Genomic DNA, 14,635 nt, shown 5'->3' on the forward strand with positions numbered 1-14,635 from the left:
GGCTCCCCCTACGCCAGCCGGACCCGTGGATCGATGAGCGCGTACACCGCGTCCACCACGATGTTCGCCACGACGATCGCCGCGGCCGCGACGAGGACGACGCCGAGGAGCAGCGGCAGGTCGTTGTCCCGTACGGCCTTGATGGACAGCGCCCCGATGCCGTGCAGTCCGAACGTCTCCTCGGTGATGATCGCGCCGCCGAGCAGATAGCCCAGGTCGAGGCCGAGGATGGTGACGATCGGGCCCATGGCGCCGCGCCAGGCGAACCGGAAGAAGACCGTGCGCCGGGACAGGCCCTTGGCCCTGGCCGTGCGCACGTAGTCCTCGTTCAGGGTCTCGACCAGCTGCGAGCGGGTCATCCGCGTGTAGTTGGCCGTGAAGATCAGCGCCAGGACCAGCCAGGGCAGCAGCAGGCCCTTGAACCAGGCGGCCGGGTCCTGGGTGAAGCCCGCGCTGTCCTGGGGACGGGGCAGGATGTGCCACTCGTCGGAGAGGTAGTACATCGCGACCACGCCCACGATGTAGATCTGCAGCGACGAGCCGATCAACGAAGCCGACGACGCGATCTTGTCCAGCGCCTTGCCCTGCTTGACCGCCGCGACCATGCCGGTGCCCACGCCGAAGGCGACGAACACCACCGCGCTGCCGAGAGACAGGGACAGCGTGGTCGGGAAACGGTCGGTGATCAGGCCGAGCACCGGCTCGTGGTTGGTGAACGAGTAGCCGAGACACGGGGCCGAGCAGTGCCCGAGCCCCTGGTAGTCCCGGCCCGCGAACACACCCACGAGCCAGTGCCAGTACTGGACGGGAAGCGGATCGTCGATCCCGAGGTTGTGCCGCACCAGCGCCAGCGTCTGCGGCGTGCACACCTTGCCGCACGCGGCGCGGGCCGGGTCGCGCGGGGCGACGTAGAAGAGGACGAAGGTGAGGGCGCTGATGATCAGCAGGATCAGCACCGCGCTGAGCGTCCTACGGGCGATGAAGCGGAACATGGGGCGGTCCCTGGGTGGCTTTCACGTGGTGGGTGGTCAGCCTGCGGGTTCGTCATGGTGCCGGGTGCGCCCCTGCTCCTCAGGGGCGCGGGGAACTGCGCGACCAGCCACAACGAACCCCCAGCCAAAACACCGACAGAACCCGGCAGAGGCTCAGGCCTTGGCGTACAGCTTGTAAAGGATGAACGCGGAGAACAGCGGGTCGTACTCGGCCCCTCCGACCTTCGACCCGTACAGGTAGAACCGCCGCTGATACGTCTCCGGAATGATCGGCGCCTCCTTCTGCATGATCTCCTTGTCCAGCGCCGCCCAGGCCGCCTCCGACTTGGCCGTGTCCGTGATCGCCGCGTCCTTCTTGATCGCCGCGTTCACCCACTTCACGTTGAGCTGCGAGACGTTGTTGGACCCGTTGGCGATCGTCGTGCCGTCGAAGAGCGGCTGGACGAGGGTGTACGCGGCGGGCCAGTCCGGGGACCAGCCGAACCACATCACGTCGAACTGGTTGTCGACCTGCTGGACCTGGTCGTAGTAGCTGGAGGACTCCACCGGCTTGACGACCGGGTCGAAGCCCGCCTCCTTGAGGGCGTTGGCGATGACGACCTTGGTCTTGTCGTACGCGTCGCTGCCGCCCTGCGGGTAGGTGTAGACGATCTTCTGACCGAGCTTGCCGGCCTGCTTCAGCAGCGCCTTGGCCTTCGCCGTGTCGCCCTGAGGCTTGGTCAGCTTGCCGTAGATGTCGTACTTCACACGGCCCGCGATGTCGGGGCTGAGGATCGTGGTCGCGTAGTCGCCCGCGGACGGGCCGCCGTAGATCTTGCGGATCTGTTCCAGCGGCCAGGCGTAGTTGAGTGCCTGGCGCACCCGTACGTCGGTGATGCGCCTGCAGTTGATGGCGTAGTAGTACAGGCCGGTCAGCAGGCCGTCGACGGTGCGGGACTTGAGGTCGGGGGTGCTGATCACCTTCTGGATGCGTTCGGCGGGCACACCGCTGTAGGCCATGACCGCGTACTGGTCGGTCCCGGAGTCCGCGATCAGCCGGTCGGTGGCCTGGAGACCCTCGGGGCCGAACTCGAAGGTGAAGGAGTCAGGGTAGGCGGTGCGGATCGCGTCCGTCTTCGGGTCCCAGTGGGGGTTGCGCACCAGCGTCATGGACTTGTCCACGGAGTGCTGCTTGATCCGGTACGGGCCCGCGGACACCGGGTCCTTGTCGTACTTCTCCTTGGTGTCGTGCTTGACGGGCACGGCGCCGTAGGAGTGCATCGCCAGCGCCCAGTTGAGGTCACCGCGCGGTGTCTTCAGATGGAAGGTGATGGTCTTCTTCGCGGTGTCCGTGACGATCGAGTCCAGGTGCTTGCCGCTGTACGGGCCCTTGTAGACCGACCGGAAGTCGGTGGAACCGGTCAGCCAGGTCTGGACGTACTGGGCGCCCTCGGTGGTGAAGCTCGCGAAGCCGCGCTCGATGCCGTGGCGGACGTCGTCGACGGTCAGTTCGCTGCCGTCCTCCCACTTCAGCCCGTCCTTCAGGGTGAAGGTCCAGGTCTTGCCGCCGTCGGACATGGTGCCGGTGTCGGTGGCGAGGTCACCGACGAGCTTCATGGAGCCGTCGGGGGCGATCTTGTAACCGGTGAGGCAGCGGACGTAGAGGTTGGCGACCGTGGAGTTCCAGGCGAAGTAGATGCGCTGCGGGTCCAGATGGGAGAAGTCGTCCGGGCCTATCGCGTGGATCGTGCCGCCCTTCTTCGCTCCCGCGACCTCGGGCGCGGGACCGGTCGAGTCGTCCTTCGTGCCGATGGTGACGGCGGAGTACTTGGTGGCGCCCGCCGAGGAGCCGCCGCTTCCCGTCCCACCGCCTCCGCCGCTGCTGCACGCGGAGAGGACCATGGAGCCGCCGGCCGCGACCGAGGTGGCGATGACGAAGTTTCTGCGGGAGAGAGACATGGGGTGTCCTGCCTGAATCAGGGAGAAAGGGAGGCTGTGGGGGGTCCGGCGGGCCCCGTCGCCCGGGCCGGAGGTGAGGTGAGGAGAGGAGGCGAGGAGAGGAGGCGAGGTGAGGGAGGAGAGGTGAGGGAGGAGAGGGGGTGCCGTCAGCGCCGGATCCTCGGATCGAGCGCGTCGCGCACGGAGTCACCGAGGAGGTTGAAGGCGATCACGAAGATCACCATCGTGAGACCGGGGAAGAGCATGTACGTGATGTCGTTCTGGTAGACCTGCGAGCCGCGCTGGATCATCACGCCCCAGTCGGGCGTGGGGTCCTGGAGTCCGACGCCGAGGAAGGCGAGGGCGGCCTCCGTGGTGACGTACATGGGCAGCGCGAGAGTCCCCTGGATGAGGATGGGCGTCCACAGGTTGGGCAGCAGCTCCTTGAAGATGACCCGGGCCGGTGAGGCGCCGGTGACCTTGGCCGCCTCGACGAACTCCCGCTCCCGCAGGGCGAGCACCTCACCGCGCAGCAGACGGGCCATGGGGGCCCAGCCGAACGCGGTCATCACCGAGATCAGGCTGACGACGATCAGCCAGGTCGGGGTGTTGTCCTCCGGCGAGACGAAGATCGAGATCATCACCGGCCAGAAGGCGATGAAGAACAGCGTCGAGGGGAACGCCAGCAGGATGTCGATGATCCGCCCGACCAGGCTGTCCACCCGGCCGCCGAGATAACCGGCCGTGATGCCGACCACCACGCCGAGCAGGGTGACCAGCAGGGTCGTCACCGTGGCGATCAGCAGCGAGTTGCGGATGCCGTAGAGCAGCAGGGTGAACACGTCGCGGCCGAGCTGGGGTTCGATGCCGAACCAGAAGTCGCCGCTGATGCCGCCGTTCGGCTTGATGGGGAACCCGAAGTCGTTCAGCAGGCCCGACTGGTTCTGTCCGTAGGTGGTGTACGGGTCCTTGCCGTACAGCTTCGCGATCAGCGGGGCCGCGAGTCCGGCCACGAAGAAGAACAGCACCACCCAGGCCGAGAGCACACCCACCCGGTCGCGCCGGAAGCGCAGCCAGGCGAGCCGCCCGGGGGAACGGCCGGCACCGCCCTGTGACGGCGCGGTGGGCGCCGGGGGTGCGGCACCCGGGTCCGCCGCCACCTGGAAGGTGGCGGCCGATGGCATGGGGGAGGTCATGGTGCTCCTGGCCTGGATGGGGCGAGGTGACTGCCGTCGGCACGAAGGAACCCGACGTACCGTCAGCACGGGGACTCGCACGCCGCCCGTGCAAGAGCTTCAGCCCTTGCACCGGCGGCGCGGGACGACCCCTTGTACCTGGCACGGGGCGAGCCCTGTGCCGGTGGCGCGGGGCGCCCCCGCGCCGTCAGCGTGAGGCGAACCCTGTGCCGTCAGCGTGGGCGAACCCCGCGCCGTCGGCGTGGGGCGAACCCTGTGCCGTCAGTACGAGGCGAACCCCCTGTGCCTGGCGTGGGGCGAACCCGGTGCCGGTGCCGTGGGGCGAGCCCTGTGCCGTCGGTACGGGGCGCACCCTGCACCTGGCGCGGGTCAGGCCCTGTGCCGGTGGTGCGGGGTGAACCTTGCGCCGTCAGCGCGGAGCGAACCCGTGCCAAACGCGACTTTCAACCCCCCTCCGCCCAGCGTCAATGAATCATTGACGGCTTTGATCTGGTCTTTTGCCGTTTGACCCGGGTGTGGTGGGCCGCATGGCCCGGCTTTGGACTGCCATGACCAAAGCGGGGGACGACGGACACACCGGCCACCAGGTCCGATATGCGGGTGAGGTCCTCCCGGAATGTGTACGTCCGGATGGCCGCCGCCCCCGGATGGACGGGGTGAATGTGCGTCATGTGCGTGATGGGTTGATATTGGCCGGTAACGAACCCGGTAACGAACCCGGTAGTGACCCCGCAACGAACCCGCCATCGAGCCCGCCAGCTCGCTCACAAAGAGCCCGCCGGCGAGCCCGCCAACGAACCCGCCGGCGAGCCCGCCAACGAACCCGCCAACCGCACAGCGCCCCGGCGCCGGCACCACTCACGAGGAGGCACACCATGCGCGGAGCCACGCACGCCCGACCGGTCCGCCCGGTGGTCTGCGCGATGGCCGTAGCCCTCGCGGCGACGGCCTGCGGGGGCGGCGGCAGCGAGGGCGGTGGCGGCACCGGCGCCGTGCTCAGCTCCTCCTGGGGCGACCCGCCGAACCCGCTGGAGCCGGCCAACACCAACGAGGTGCAGGGCGGAAAGGTCCTGTCCATGATCTTCCGCGGTCTGAAGCAGTACGACCCGAAGACCGGCGAGGCCGAGGACATGCTCGCCGAGAAGATCGAGACCACGGACTCCACGAACTACACGATCACCGTCAAGGACGGCTGGACCTTCAGCAACGGCGAGAAGGTCACCGCACGCTCCTTCGTGGACGCCTGGAACTACGGCGCCAGCCTCAGGAACAACCAGCGCAACGCGTACTTCTTCGAGTACATCGAGGGCTACGACAAGACCCACCCGGCCAAGGGCAGGCAGACCGCCGACACCCTCTCCGGGCTGAAGGTCACGGGCGAGCGGACGTTCACCGTCAAGCTGAGGCAGAAGTTCTCCAGCTTCCCCGACACCCTCGGCTACAACGCGTACGCCCCGCTGCCCCGGGCGTTCTTCGACGACCACGAGGCCTGGCTGAGGAAGCCGGTCGGCAACGGCCCCTACCTCGTCCAGTCGTACGCCAAGGGCTCCCAGCTCTCCCTGCGCAGATGGGACGCCTACCCGGGCGAGGACAAGGCCCGCAACGGCGGTGTCGACCTGAAGGTCTACACCGACAGCAACACCGCCTACACGGACCTGATGGCCGGCAACCTCGACCTCGTCGACGACATCCCCGCCTCCCAGCTGAAGAACGTCAAGGGCGACCTCGGCGACCGCTACATCAACGCGCCCGCCGGCATCATCCAGACCCTCGCCTTCCCGTACTACGACAAGCGCTGGAACAAGGCGGGCATGGAGAAGGTCCGCGAGGGCCTGTCCCGGGCGATCAACCGTGTCCAGATCACCCGGACCATCTTCCACAACACCCGCACCCCCGCCATCGACTGGACCTCACCCGTCCTCGGCGAGGAGGGCGGCTACCGGGCGGGCCCCTGCGGTGACGCCTGCGTGTACGACGCCGCCGCGGCCCGGAAGCTGATCAAGGAGGGCGGCGGACTCCCCGGCGGGCAGGTCAGGATCACCTACAACGCCGACACCGGCTCCCACCGCGAATGGGTCGACGCCGTCTGCAACTCCATCAACCACGCCCTCGGCAAGGACAACGCCTGCGTCGGCAACCCGATCGGCACCTTCGCCGACTACCGCAACCGCATCACCGACCGGAAGATGACCGGCCCCTTCCGCGCAGGCTGGCAGATGGACTACCCGCTGATCCAGAACTTCCTCCAGCCGCTCTACTACACGGGCGCCTCCTCCAACGACGGCGAGTGGTCCGACCCCCGGTTCGACAAGCTCGTCGACGAGGCCAACGCCGAGACCGACGCCGCCCGGGCCGTCGCGAAGTTCCGGCAGGCCGAGGACGTCCTCCGGGAGCAGATGGCCGCCATCCCGCTCTGGTACCAGAACGGCAGCGCGGGCTACTCGGAGCGGCTGACGAACGTGGCGCTGAACCCGTTCAGCGTCCCCGTCTACGACCAGATCAAGGTGGGCTGACCGACCGTGGGCCGGTACGTCGCCCGGCGTCTGCTGCAGATGGTCCCCGTCTTCGCCGGCGCCACCCTGCTGATCTTCCTGATGGTCAACGTGATGGGCGACCCCGTCGCGGGCCTGTGCGGCGAACGGCAGTGCGACCCGGCGACGGCGGCCCGGCTGAAGCAGGAGTTCGGCCTCGACCAGCCCGTCTGGCGGCAGTACCTGACCTACATGGGCAACGTCTTCACCGGCGACTTCGGCACCGCGTTCAACGGGCAGAAGGTCACCGAGCTGATGGCGACGTCCTTCCCGGTCACCGTCCGGCTGACCATCGTGGCCATCCTCTTCGAGATCGCCATCGGGGTGACCCTGGGCGTGGTCACGGGCCTGCGCCGCGGCCGGCCCGCCGACACGGGGGTCCTGCTCGTCACCCTCGTCGTCATCTCCGTCCCGGTCTTCGTCACGGGCCTGCTGCTCCAGTTGCTGCTCGGCGTCGAGTGGGGCTGGATCAAGCCGTCCGTGTCACCTCAGGCCGGTTTCGGCGAGCTGGTCGTGCCGGGGCTCGTGCTCGCGTCCGTGTCGCTGGCGTACGTGACCCGGCTGACCAGGACGTCGATCGCCGAGAACCTCCGCGCCGACTACGTCCGTACGGCCGTCGCCAAGGGGCTTCCGCGGCACCGGGTGATCGTCCGGCACCTGCTGCGCAACTCCCTCATCCCCGTGGTCACCTTCATCGGCGCCGACATCGGGTTCCTGATGGGCGGAGCGATCGTCACCGAGCGGATCTTCAACATCCACGGCGTCGGTTACCAGCTCTACCAGGGCATCCTGCGCCAAAGCACACAGACCGTCGTCGGTTTCGTGACCGTCCTCGTCCTGGTCTTCCTGGTCGCCAACCTGATCGTCGACCTCCTGTACGCCGTACTCGACCCGAGGATCCGCTATGCCTGAGCCGCAGCCCATGGAGCCTCGGCCCTTGGAACCGAAGCCCCTGGAGCCGTCGCTGGAGCCGTCGTACGCCTCGGGCGGCACCGCGGACCTCGTCCCCGCCGACGCGGAGATCCTCCAGACAGGGCCGTGGGGCCGGGGGCCACGGAGACCGGAACCCTCGGCCGCCCCCGAGGAGCGGGTGCGCAGCCTGTGGTCCGACGCGTGGCACGACCTGCGCCGCAACCCGGTCTTCATCGTCTCCGGGCTCGTGATCTGCTTCCTCGTGTTCATCGCGCTGTGGCCCTCGGCGGTCGCCTCCGGCAACCCCCTCGACTGCGACCTCGCCAACGCCCAGCGGGGCCCCGCGCCCGGCCACCCCTTCGGCTTCAATGGCCAGGGCTGCGACGTCTACACGCGCACCGTCCACGGGGCGCGGACCTCGGTCACCGTCGGAGTCTGCGCCACGCTCGGGGTCGCGGTCCTGGGCTCGGTCCTCGGCGGGCTCGCCGGCTTCTTCGGCGGGGTGGGGGACGCCGTCCTGTCCCGGGTCACGGACGTCTTCTTCGCGATCCCCGTCGTGCTGGGCGGTCTCGTCCTGCTCTCCGTGGTGACCAGCTCGACCGTCTGGCCCGTCATCGGGTTCATGGTGCTGCTGGGCTGGCCGCAGATCTCCCGCATCGCCCGCGGCTCGGTCATCACCGCCCGGCAGAACGACTACGTCCAGGCCGCCCGCGCCCTCGGCGCCTCGAACACACGCATCCTGCTGCGGCACATCGCGCCCAACGCGATCGCCCCCGTCATCGTCGTGGCCACCATCGCGCTCGGCACGTACATCGCGCTGGAGGCGACCCTGTCGTACCTCGGCGTCGGACTGAAACCGCCGAGCGTCTCCTGGGGAATCGACATCTCCGCCGCGTCCCCCTACATCCGCAACGCCCCCCACGCGCTCCTGTGGCCCTCCGGCGCCCTCGCCCTCACCGTCCTCGCCTTCATCATGCTCGGCGACGCGGTCCGCGACGCCCTCGACCCGAAGCTGAGGTGACGGTGCCATGGCGCAGGACGCGTGTGAGGCGCGGGCTGATTCCGGGGCTCGGCCGTGAGCTGCGGGCGCCCGACTCGGGCTGCCGGTGGACCTGGGGCGCCCGATGCGGGCCGCTGCCGGCCCTGGGGCGCGCCCACGATTACGGTGCCCGCGTTCGTCCCACTCGGCGACGCGACTCCGCGAGCCCTCGACCCGAAGCTGAGGTGAGTCGTCGTCATGTTGCTCGAAGTGCGTGACCTGCACGTGGAGTTCAGGACGCGGGACGGAGTGGCCAGGGCCGTCAACGGGGTCAGCTACGGCGTGGACGCGGGCGAGACGCTCGCCGTGCTCGGCGAGTCCGGCTCCGGCAAGTCGGTGACCGCGCAGGCGGTCATGGGCATCCTCGACACCCCGCCAGGCCGCGTCACCGGTGGCGAGATCCTCTTCCGGGGCCGGGACCTGCTGAAGCTGAAGGAGGAGGAGCGCCGGAGGATCCGGGGCGCCGAGATGGCGATGATCTTCCAGGACGCGCTGTCGTCGCTGAACCCGGTCCTCACCGTCGGCGACCAGCTCGGCGAGATGTTCGTCGTGCACCGGGGGATGTCGAGGAAGGACGCCCGTGCCAAGGCCGTCGAGCTGATGGACCGCGTCCGCATCCCGGGCGCCGCCGCGCGCGTACGGGACTATCCGCACCAGTTCTCCGGCGGTATGCGCCAGCGCATCATGATCGCCATGGCGCTGGCCCTCGAACCCGCGCTGATCATCGCCGACGAGCCCACCACCGCCCTCGACGTCACCGTCCAGGCCCAGGTCATGGACCTCCTCGCCGAGCTCCAGCGCGAACTCACCATGGGGCTGGTCCTCATCACCCACGACCTCGGCGTGGTCGCGGACGTCGCCGACCGGATCGCGGTGATGTACGCGGGCCGCGTCGTCGAGTCGGCGCCCGTGCACGACCTCTACAAGGCGCCCGCCCACCCGTACACCAGAGGACTGCTGGACTCGATCCCGCGGCTCGACCAGAAGGGCCGCGAGCTCTACGCCATCAAGGGCCTGCCGCCCAGCCTCACGAGCATCCCGCCCGGCTGCGCCTTCCACCCGCGCTGCACGGCCGCCCGGGACCTGTGCCGCACCGACGTACCGCCCCTGCACGAGGTCACCGGCGAGCGCGGGAGCGCCTGCCACTTCTGGACGGAGTGCCTGCATGGCTGAGCTCACGGCCGACCCCGCGGCCGGCCTCACGGACGAACCGATCCTTCAGGTCCGCGGCCTGGTCAAGCACTATCCGCTCACCCGGGGCGTCCTGATGAGGAAACAGGTCGGCGCCGTCCGGGCCGTCGACGGCGTCGACCTCACGCTGGCCAAGGGCGAGACCCTCGGCATCGTCGGCGAGTCCGGCTGCGGCAAGTCCACGCTCGCCCGGCTGATGGTCAACCTGGAGCAGCCGACCGCCGGATCCATCACCTACCGGGGCGAGGACATCACCAAGCTGTCCGGCAGGGCGCTGAAGGCCGTCCGGCGCAACATCCAGATGGTGTTCCAGGACCCGTACACCTCCCTCAACCCCCGTATGACCGTGGGCGACATCGTGGGCGAGCCCTACGAGATCCACCCGGAGGCCGCGCCCAGGGGCGACCGGCGCCGCAGGGTGCGGGAACTGCTGGACGTGGTCGGACTCAACCCCGAGCACGTCAACCGCTACCCGCACCAGTTCTCCGGCGGCCAGCGCCAGCGCATCGGCATCGCACGGGGGCTGGCGCTGCGCCCCGAGATCATCGTGGCCGACGAGCCGGTCTCGGCCCTCGACGTCTCCGTGCAGGCGCAGGTCGTCAACCTGATGGAGCGCCTGCAGGGTGAGTTCGGGCTGAGTTACGTCGTCATCGCCCACGACCTGTCGATCGTGCGGCACATCTCCGACCGGGTCGGCGTGATGTACCTCGGGCGGATCGTGGAGACCGGCCGGGACGCCGAGATCTACGACCACCCCACGCACCCGTACACCCAGGCCCTGCTCTCCGCCGTGCCGGTGCCGGACCCCGGGGCGCGGGAACGCCGGCAGCGGATCATCCTCTCCGGGGACGTGCCCTCTCCGACGGCCGTCCCCTCCGGTTGCCGCTTCCGCACCCGCTGCTGGAAGGCCCGTGAGCGGTGCGAGACGGAGGTGCCGCAGCTGGCCGTCCCCACCGGTCTCCGGTACGCCGCCGGGCCCGCCGCGCACGACTCGGCCTGCCATTTCGCGGGGGAGAAGCACGACGATCACGCCTACGACCCGACATAGCTGCACAAATGTGCATCAACTGCGTTAACACGCAGGCAACTTCACGGAAGCGGTACCGATATACGGACGGGTCAGTCTGTACAGCGTACGGCCGTGCGGGTGCCGTAAACGGGCCGGAGCGCGCCATGTCGCTCCGGCCCGTTGCTGTACTACGCCAGGCCCAGTGAACGCTTCAGGAAGTCCAGCTGGAGCAGCAGCAGGTTCTCCGCGACCGCCTCCTGGGGGGTCATGTGGGTGACCCCGGAGAGCGGGAGGACCTCGTGGGGGCGGCCGGCGGCCAGGAGGGCCGAGGACAGGCGCAGGGAGTGGGCCACCACCACGTTGTCGTCGGCCAGGCCGTGGATGATCATCATGGGGCGGTTCGGCTCCTGGGCGCCGACCAGGCCCGAGTCGTCGATCAGTGAGTTCCTCGCGTACACCTCGGGCTGCTCACCGGGGTGGCCGATGTAGCGCTCCTGGTAGTGGGTGTCGTACAGGCGCAGATCGGTGACCGGCGCCCCGATGATCCCGGCGTGGAAGACGTCCGGGCGGCGCAGCACGGCGAGGCCCGCGAGGTAGCCGCCGAAGGACCAGCCGCGGATGGCGACCCGCGTGAGGTCGAGCGGGAAGTCGGCGGCCAGTGCCTGGAGGGCGTCCACCTGGTCCTGGAGCACGACCTCCGCCAGGTCGTCCTTGACCGCCTTCTCCCAGGCGGGGGAGCGGCCCGGCGTCCCGCGCCCGTCCGCGACGATCACCGCGAACCCCTGGTCGGCGAACCACTGCGAGGTCAGGTGCGGATTGTGCGCGGCGACCACCCGCTGGCCGTGCGGACCCCCGTACGGGTCCATGAGCACCGGCAGGGGAGTGTCACCGTGGTAGTCCGTAGGCATAAGCACGGCGCACGGTACGCGGCGTGCGCCCCCCTGTGTGAGCGTCACGCGCGGGGACAGACCGGGATCTTCCGCGTAAGAGGTGACGTTCGCCAGGTGCTTGCCGTCCCGCAGCACCCGCACCCTGGTCCCCGGCCGGTCCGGCACCGCCGAGATCAGCACGGTCACCCTCCCCGACCGCACCGCCGAGTGCACGCCGGGCTCCTGCGACAGGCGCTCCACGCCCAGCTCGTTCACGCGGTACACGTGCACCTGGCCGATCTCGGGGTCGTCGGCCGCCTCGCCCGCCGACGCCGAGACCAGCACGTCCTCGTCCGCCACGTCGAGGACGGTCCGGACGTGGAGCGCCGCACTCGTCAGCGGCCGTTCCCCCACCGCGAGCACCCGCGCGCCGCCCTCGTCGGCGATCCGGACGAGCTGCCCGGAGGGCGTCCAGGCCGGTACCCCAGGGAAAAGATCAAGCCAATGTGGATCTTCGTCCGCGTGCACCATCCGGGTCGTCCCCGAGTCCGGGTCCACCGCCAGGAACAGCTGGCTGCGCTGGTCCCTGGCCTGCACCAGGATCAACGGTGCCCCCGCCGCTGACCAGTGCACATGCGCCAGATACGGGTAGCGCTTCCGGTCCCAGAACACCTCCGTGCGCACCCCCCGGAGATCGACCGTGAACAGCCGCACGTCCGCGTTGTCCGTGCCCGCCGCCGGGTACGCGACCTCCTGCGGCGCCCGGTCCGGATGAGCCGGATCGGAGATCCACCAGCGCTTCACCGGCGTGTCGTCCACGCGCGACACGAGCAGCCGGTCCGAGTCGGGCGACCACCAGAAACCGCGCGAACGCCCCATCTCCTCGGCCGCGATGAACTCGGCCAGACCGTACGTGACGTTCTCCGCACCCTCCTCGGTCAGCGCCCGGTCGTTCCCGCCCTCGGCCTCGACGACGCGCAGGGCACCCCCGGAGACGTAGGCGACGTACCGACCGTCGGGGGAGGGGCGCGGGTCGATCACCGGGCCGGGGACATCCAGCTCACGGGCCGTCCCGGCGCGCAGCTCGGCCACGAAAAGCCGCCCCGACAAGGCGAAGGAGGCCAGCTCGACGGCCGTGTCGGTGGCGTAGCCGACGATGCCGGCACCGCCCTCGCGGCTGCGTTCGCGGCGTGCCCGTTCCTCGGCGGACAGCTCCTCCGAGGCGCCGCCAAGGAGAACGGCCGGGTCGGCCGCCACCCTTTCCCGTCCTTCGGCCGCAGGGGCCCCCACGTCGCCCTCCGCCAGGTCGTACACCCACAGCTTGTTCGCGCGGTCGGTGCCGGAGGCGGACCGCAGGAACACGACACGGGACGCGTCGGGTGCGATGGTGAACGCGCGCGGCGCGCCGAGGGTGAACCGCTGGGTACGGGCGTGCCGGCGGGGGAAGGATTCGGGCTCGGTCGTCATGCCTCGACCATATTGGCCATGCGCCCCCTTGTGCGGCTGTGCGCCGACCGATGCGCGCGTACCGCTAGTTATGATCACTACCGCTGTGTGGGTATGAACCTGCTGGCTGCTGTATGGATTTACATATTCCGGTGCTCTGTTCTATAGGAGGTGAGCCGCCGTGGCACTCTCGATTTCGGCGGTGGTGCTGCTGGCGATCATCGTCTTCCTACTGATCAAGAAATCGGGGCTGAAGGGCGGGCACGCGGTCGTCTGCATCCTCCTCGGCTTCTACCTCGCCTCGTCCACCGTCGCCCCGACGATCAGTGAGCTCACGACGAACATCGCGGGCATGATCGGCAGCATCAAGTTCTGACCCCGGCCCGCCCCGCACCGGCACCGGCCCGAAGCTGTGAATGATCCGGGCCCGCCGTGGCGCGGGGCGCCGCCTCGTAGGGTGGGGCACATGAGCGAGCTCCCTGCCCGTCGTCTGCTCCTGGTGCACGCGCATCCGGACGACGAGTCGATCAACAACGGCGCGACCATGGCCAGGTACGCGGCCGAGGGCGCCCAGGTGACGCTGGTGACCTGCACTCTCGGCGAGGAGGGCGAGGTCATACCGCCCCACCTGGCCCACCTCGCGCCCGACCGGGACAACGCGCTGGGTCCCTACCGCGAGGGCGAGCTGGCCGAGGCCATGAAGCGGCTCGGCGTCAGCGACCACCGGTTCCTCGGCGGCCCCGGGCGCTTCCACGACTCCGGGATGATGGGCGTCGAGCAGAACGACCGCGAGGGTGCTTTCTGGGCCGCCGACGTCGACGAGGCCGCGGCCCTCCTCGTCGAGGTGATCCGGGAGGTCCGCCCCCAGGTCCTCGTCACCTACGATCCGAACGGCGGCTACGGCCACCCCGACCACATCCAGACCCACCGCGTCGCCATGCGCGCCGCCGACCTCGCCGCGGCCCCCGGCTTCCGTACGGACCTGGGGGAGCCCTGGGAGGTCGCCAAGGTCTACTGGAACCGGGTGCCACGCTCCGTGGTCATCGAGGGCTTCAGCCGGCTGCGCGAGGCGCTCGCCGAGCCCGGGCGGCTGCCCTTCACCAAGGCCGCCTCCGTCGTCGACGTCCCCGGTGTCGTCGACGACTGGATCGTCACCACGGAGGTCGACGGCACGGACTTCGCCGCCGCGAAGGCCGGGGCCATGCGGGCGCACGCCACCCAGATCGTGGTCGCCGAGCCCTTCTTCGCGCTCTCCAACGAACTGGCGCAGCCCCTCCTCACCACCGAGTACTACGAGTTGGTGCGCGGCCGACGTGAAGGAGGCGGGCGCGAGACCGACTTGTTCGAGGGTGTCGAGGGCGCCGAAGGGAACGTATCGGTGGCGGGACAGAACGGAGCGGCCCTCTGATGCGTACGACTGGGTATGACGGACGCACGGGGCGAACGTGGCGCACGGCCGGTGCCGGAAGGGCGGGTGCGCTGTGAAGGCGGCGGGACCTCAGGGGCGGGGCGCGCAAGGCAGCGCGCTCGCAC

11 protein-coding genes are annotated in these 14,635 nt (G+C 69.6%); 7 read left to right on the forward strand and 4 right to left on the reverse strand.

The annotated features are described in order from the left end of the window. Positions 1 to 8 precede the first annotated feature (8 nt). The 3 genes from ACZ49J_RS22285 to ACZ49J_RS22295 form a co-directional block, all read right to left on the reverse strand. The gene (locus tag ACZ49J_RS22285) at positions 9 to 992 is read right to left on the reverse strand and encodes an ABC transporter permease (protein ID WP_467455777.1); all 984 of its coding nucleotides are present in this window, start codon (positions 990 to 992) and stop codon (positions 9 to 11) included. A gap of 153 nt (positions 993 to 1,145) precedes the next feature. After that, positions 1,146 to 2,930: an ABC transporter substrate-binding protein gene (locus ACZ49J_RS22290; RefSeq protein WP_467455778.1), complete on the reverse strand. Its 1,785-nt coding sequence runs from the start codon at positions 2,928 to 2,930 to the stop codon at positions 1,146 to 1,148. Between the two features lie 146 nt (positions 2,931 to 3,076). Beyond that, positions 3,077 to 4,105 carry an ABC transporter permease gene (locus ACZ49J_RS22295; protein ID WP_467455780.1) on the reverse strand — a complete coding sequence of 343 codons (1,029 nt, stop codon included), beginning with the start codon at positions 4,103 to 4,105 and terminating at the stop codon, positions 3,077 to 3,079. Positions 4,106 to 4,980: 875 nt separating this feature from the next. Here ACZ49J_RS22295 and ACZ49J_RS22300 point away from each other — a divergent pair. The 5 genes from ACZ49J_RS22300 to ACZ49J_RS22320 all read left to right on the forward strand — a co-directional run bounded on the left by ACZ49J_RS22300 (position 4,981) and on the right by ACZ49J_RS22320 (position 10,826). Continuing rightward, positions 4,981 to 6,618 (forward strand): peptide ABC transporter substrate-binding protein, encoded by a 1,638-nt coding sequence (locus tag ACZ49J_RS22300; RefSeq protein WP_467455781.1) that lies wholly within the window; start codon positions 4,981 to 4,983, stop codon positions 6,616 to 6,618. 6 nt (positions 6,619 to 6,624) lie between these two features. Next, positions 6,625 to 7,548: an ABC transporter permease gene (locus tag ACZ49J_RS22305; RefSeq protein WP_467455783.1), complete on the forward strand. Its 924-nt coding sequence runs from the start codon at positions 6,625 to 6,627 to the stop codon at positions 7,546 to 7,548. After that, positions 7,541 to 8,569, forward strand: coding sequence for an ABC transporter permease (locus ACZ49J_RS22310; RefSeq protein WP_467455784.1), 1,029 nt, complete (start codon positions 7,541 to 7,543; stop codon positions 8,567 to 8,569). Before ACZ49J_RS22305 ends, ACZ49J_RS22310 begins: the two co-directional genes overlap by 8 nt. 216 nt (positions 8,570 to 8,785) lie before the next feature. After that, on the forward strand, positions 8,786 to 9,760 hold the full coding sequence (locus ACZ49J_RS22315; protein WP_467455785.1) for an ABC transporter ATP-binding protein: 975 nt from the start codon (positions 8,786 to 8,788) through the stop codon (positions 9,758 to 9,760). Beyond that, the gene (locus ACZ49J_RS22320; RefSeq protein WP_467455787.1) at positions 9,753 to 10,826 is read left to right on the forward strand and encodes an ABC transporter ATP-binding protein; all 1,074 of its coding nucleotides are present in this window, start codon (positions 9,753 to 9,755) and stop codon (positions 10,824 to 10,826) included. The genes ACZ49J_RS22315 and ACZ49J_RS22320 overlap by 8 nt, the downstream gene beginning before the upstream one ends. A 149-nt stretch (positions 10,827 to 10,975) precedes the next feature. On the opposite strand, the gene ACZ49J_RS22325 is transcribed toward ACZ49J_RS22320, so the two are convergent. Then, positions 10,976 to 13,123 (reverse strand): S9 family peptidase, encoded by a 2,148-nt coding sequence (locus tag ACZ49J_RS22325; protein ID WP_467455789.1) that lies wholly within the window; start codon positions 13,121 to 13,123, stop codon positions 10,976 to 10,978. A gap of 160 nt (positions 13,124 to 13,283) precedes the next feature. Between ACZ49J_RS22325 and ACZ49J_RS22330 the strand changes: the two genes are divergently transcribed. Both ACZ49J_RS22330 and mshB read left to right on the forward strand, forming a co-directional pair. After that, positions 13,284 to 13,478, forward strand: a complete 195-nt coding sequence (locus tag ACZ49J_RS22330) for a hypothetical protein (RefSeq protein WP_095753716.1) — start codon at positions 13,284 to 13,286, stop codon at positions 13,476 to 13,478. A 90-nt stretch (positions 13,479 to 13,568) separates the two neighbouring features. Beyond that, positions 13,569 to 14,510 (forward strand): N-acetyl-1-D-myo-inositol-2-amino-2-deoxy-alpha-D-glucopyranoside deacetylase, encoded by a 942-nt coding sequence (gene mshB, locus ACZ49J_RS22335; protein ID WP_467455790.1) that lies wholly within the window; start codon positions 13,569 to 13,571, stop codon positions 14,508 to 14,510. The last annotated feature ends 125 nt before the right edge of the window (positions 14,511 to 14,635 follow it).

This window comes from Streptomyces sp. NPDC030840 (genome assembly GCF_055572015.1).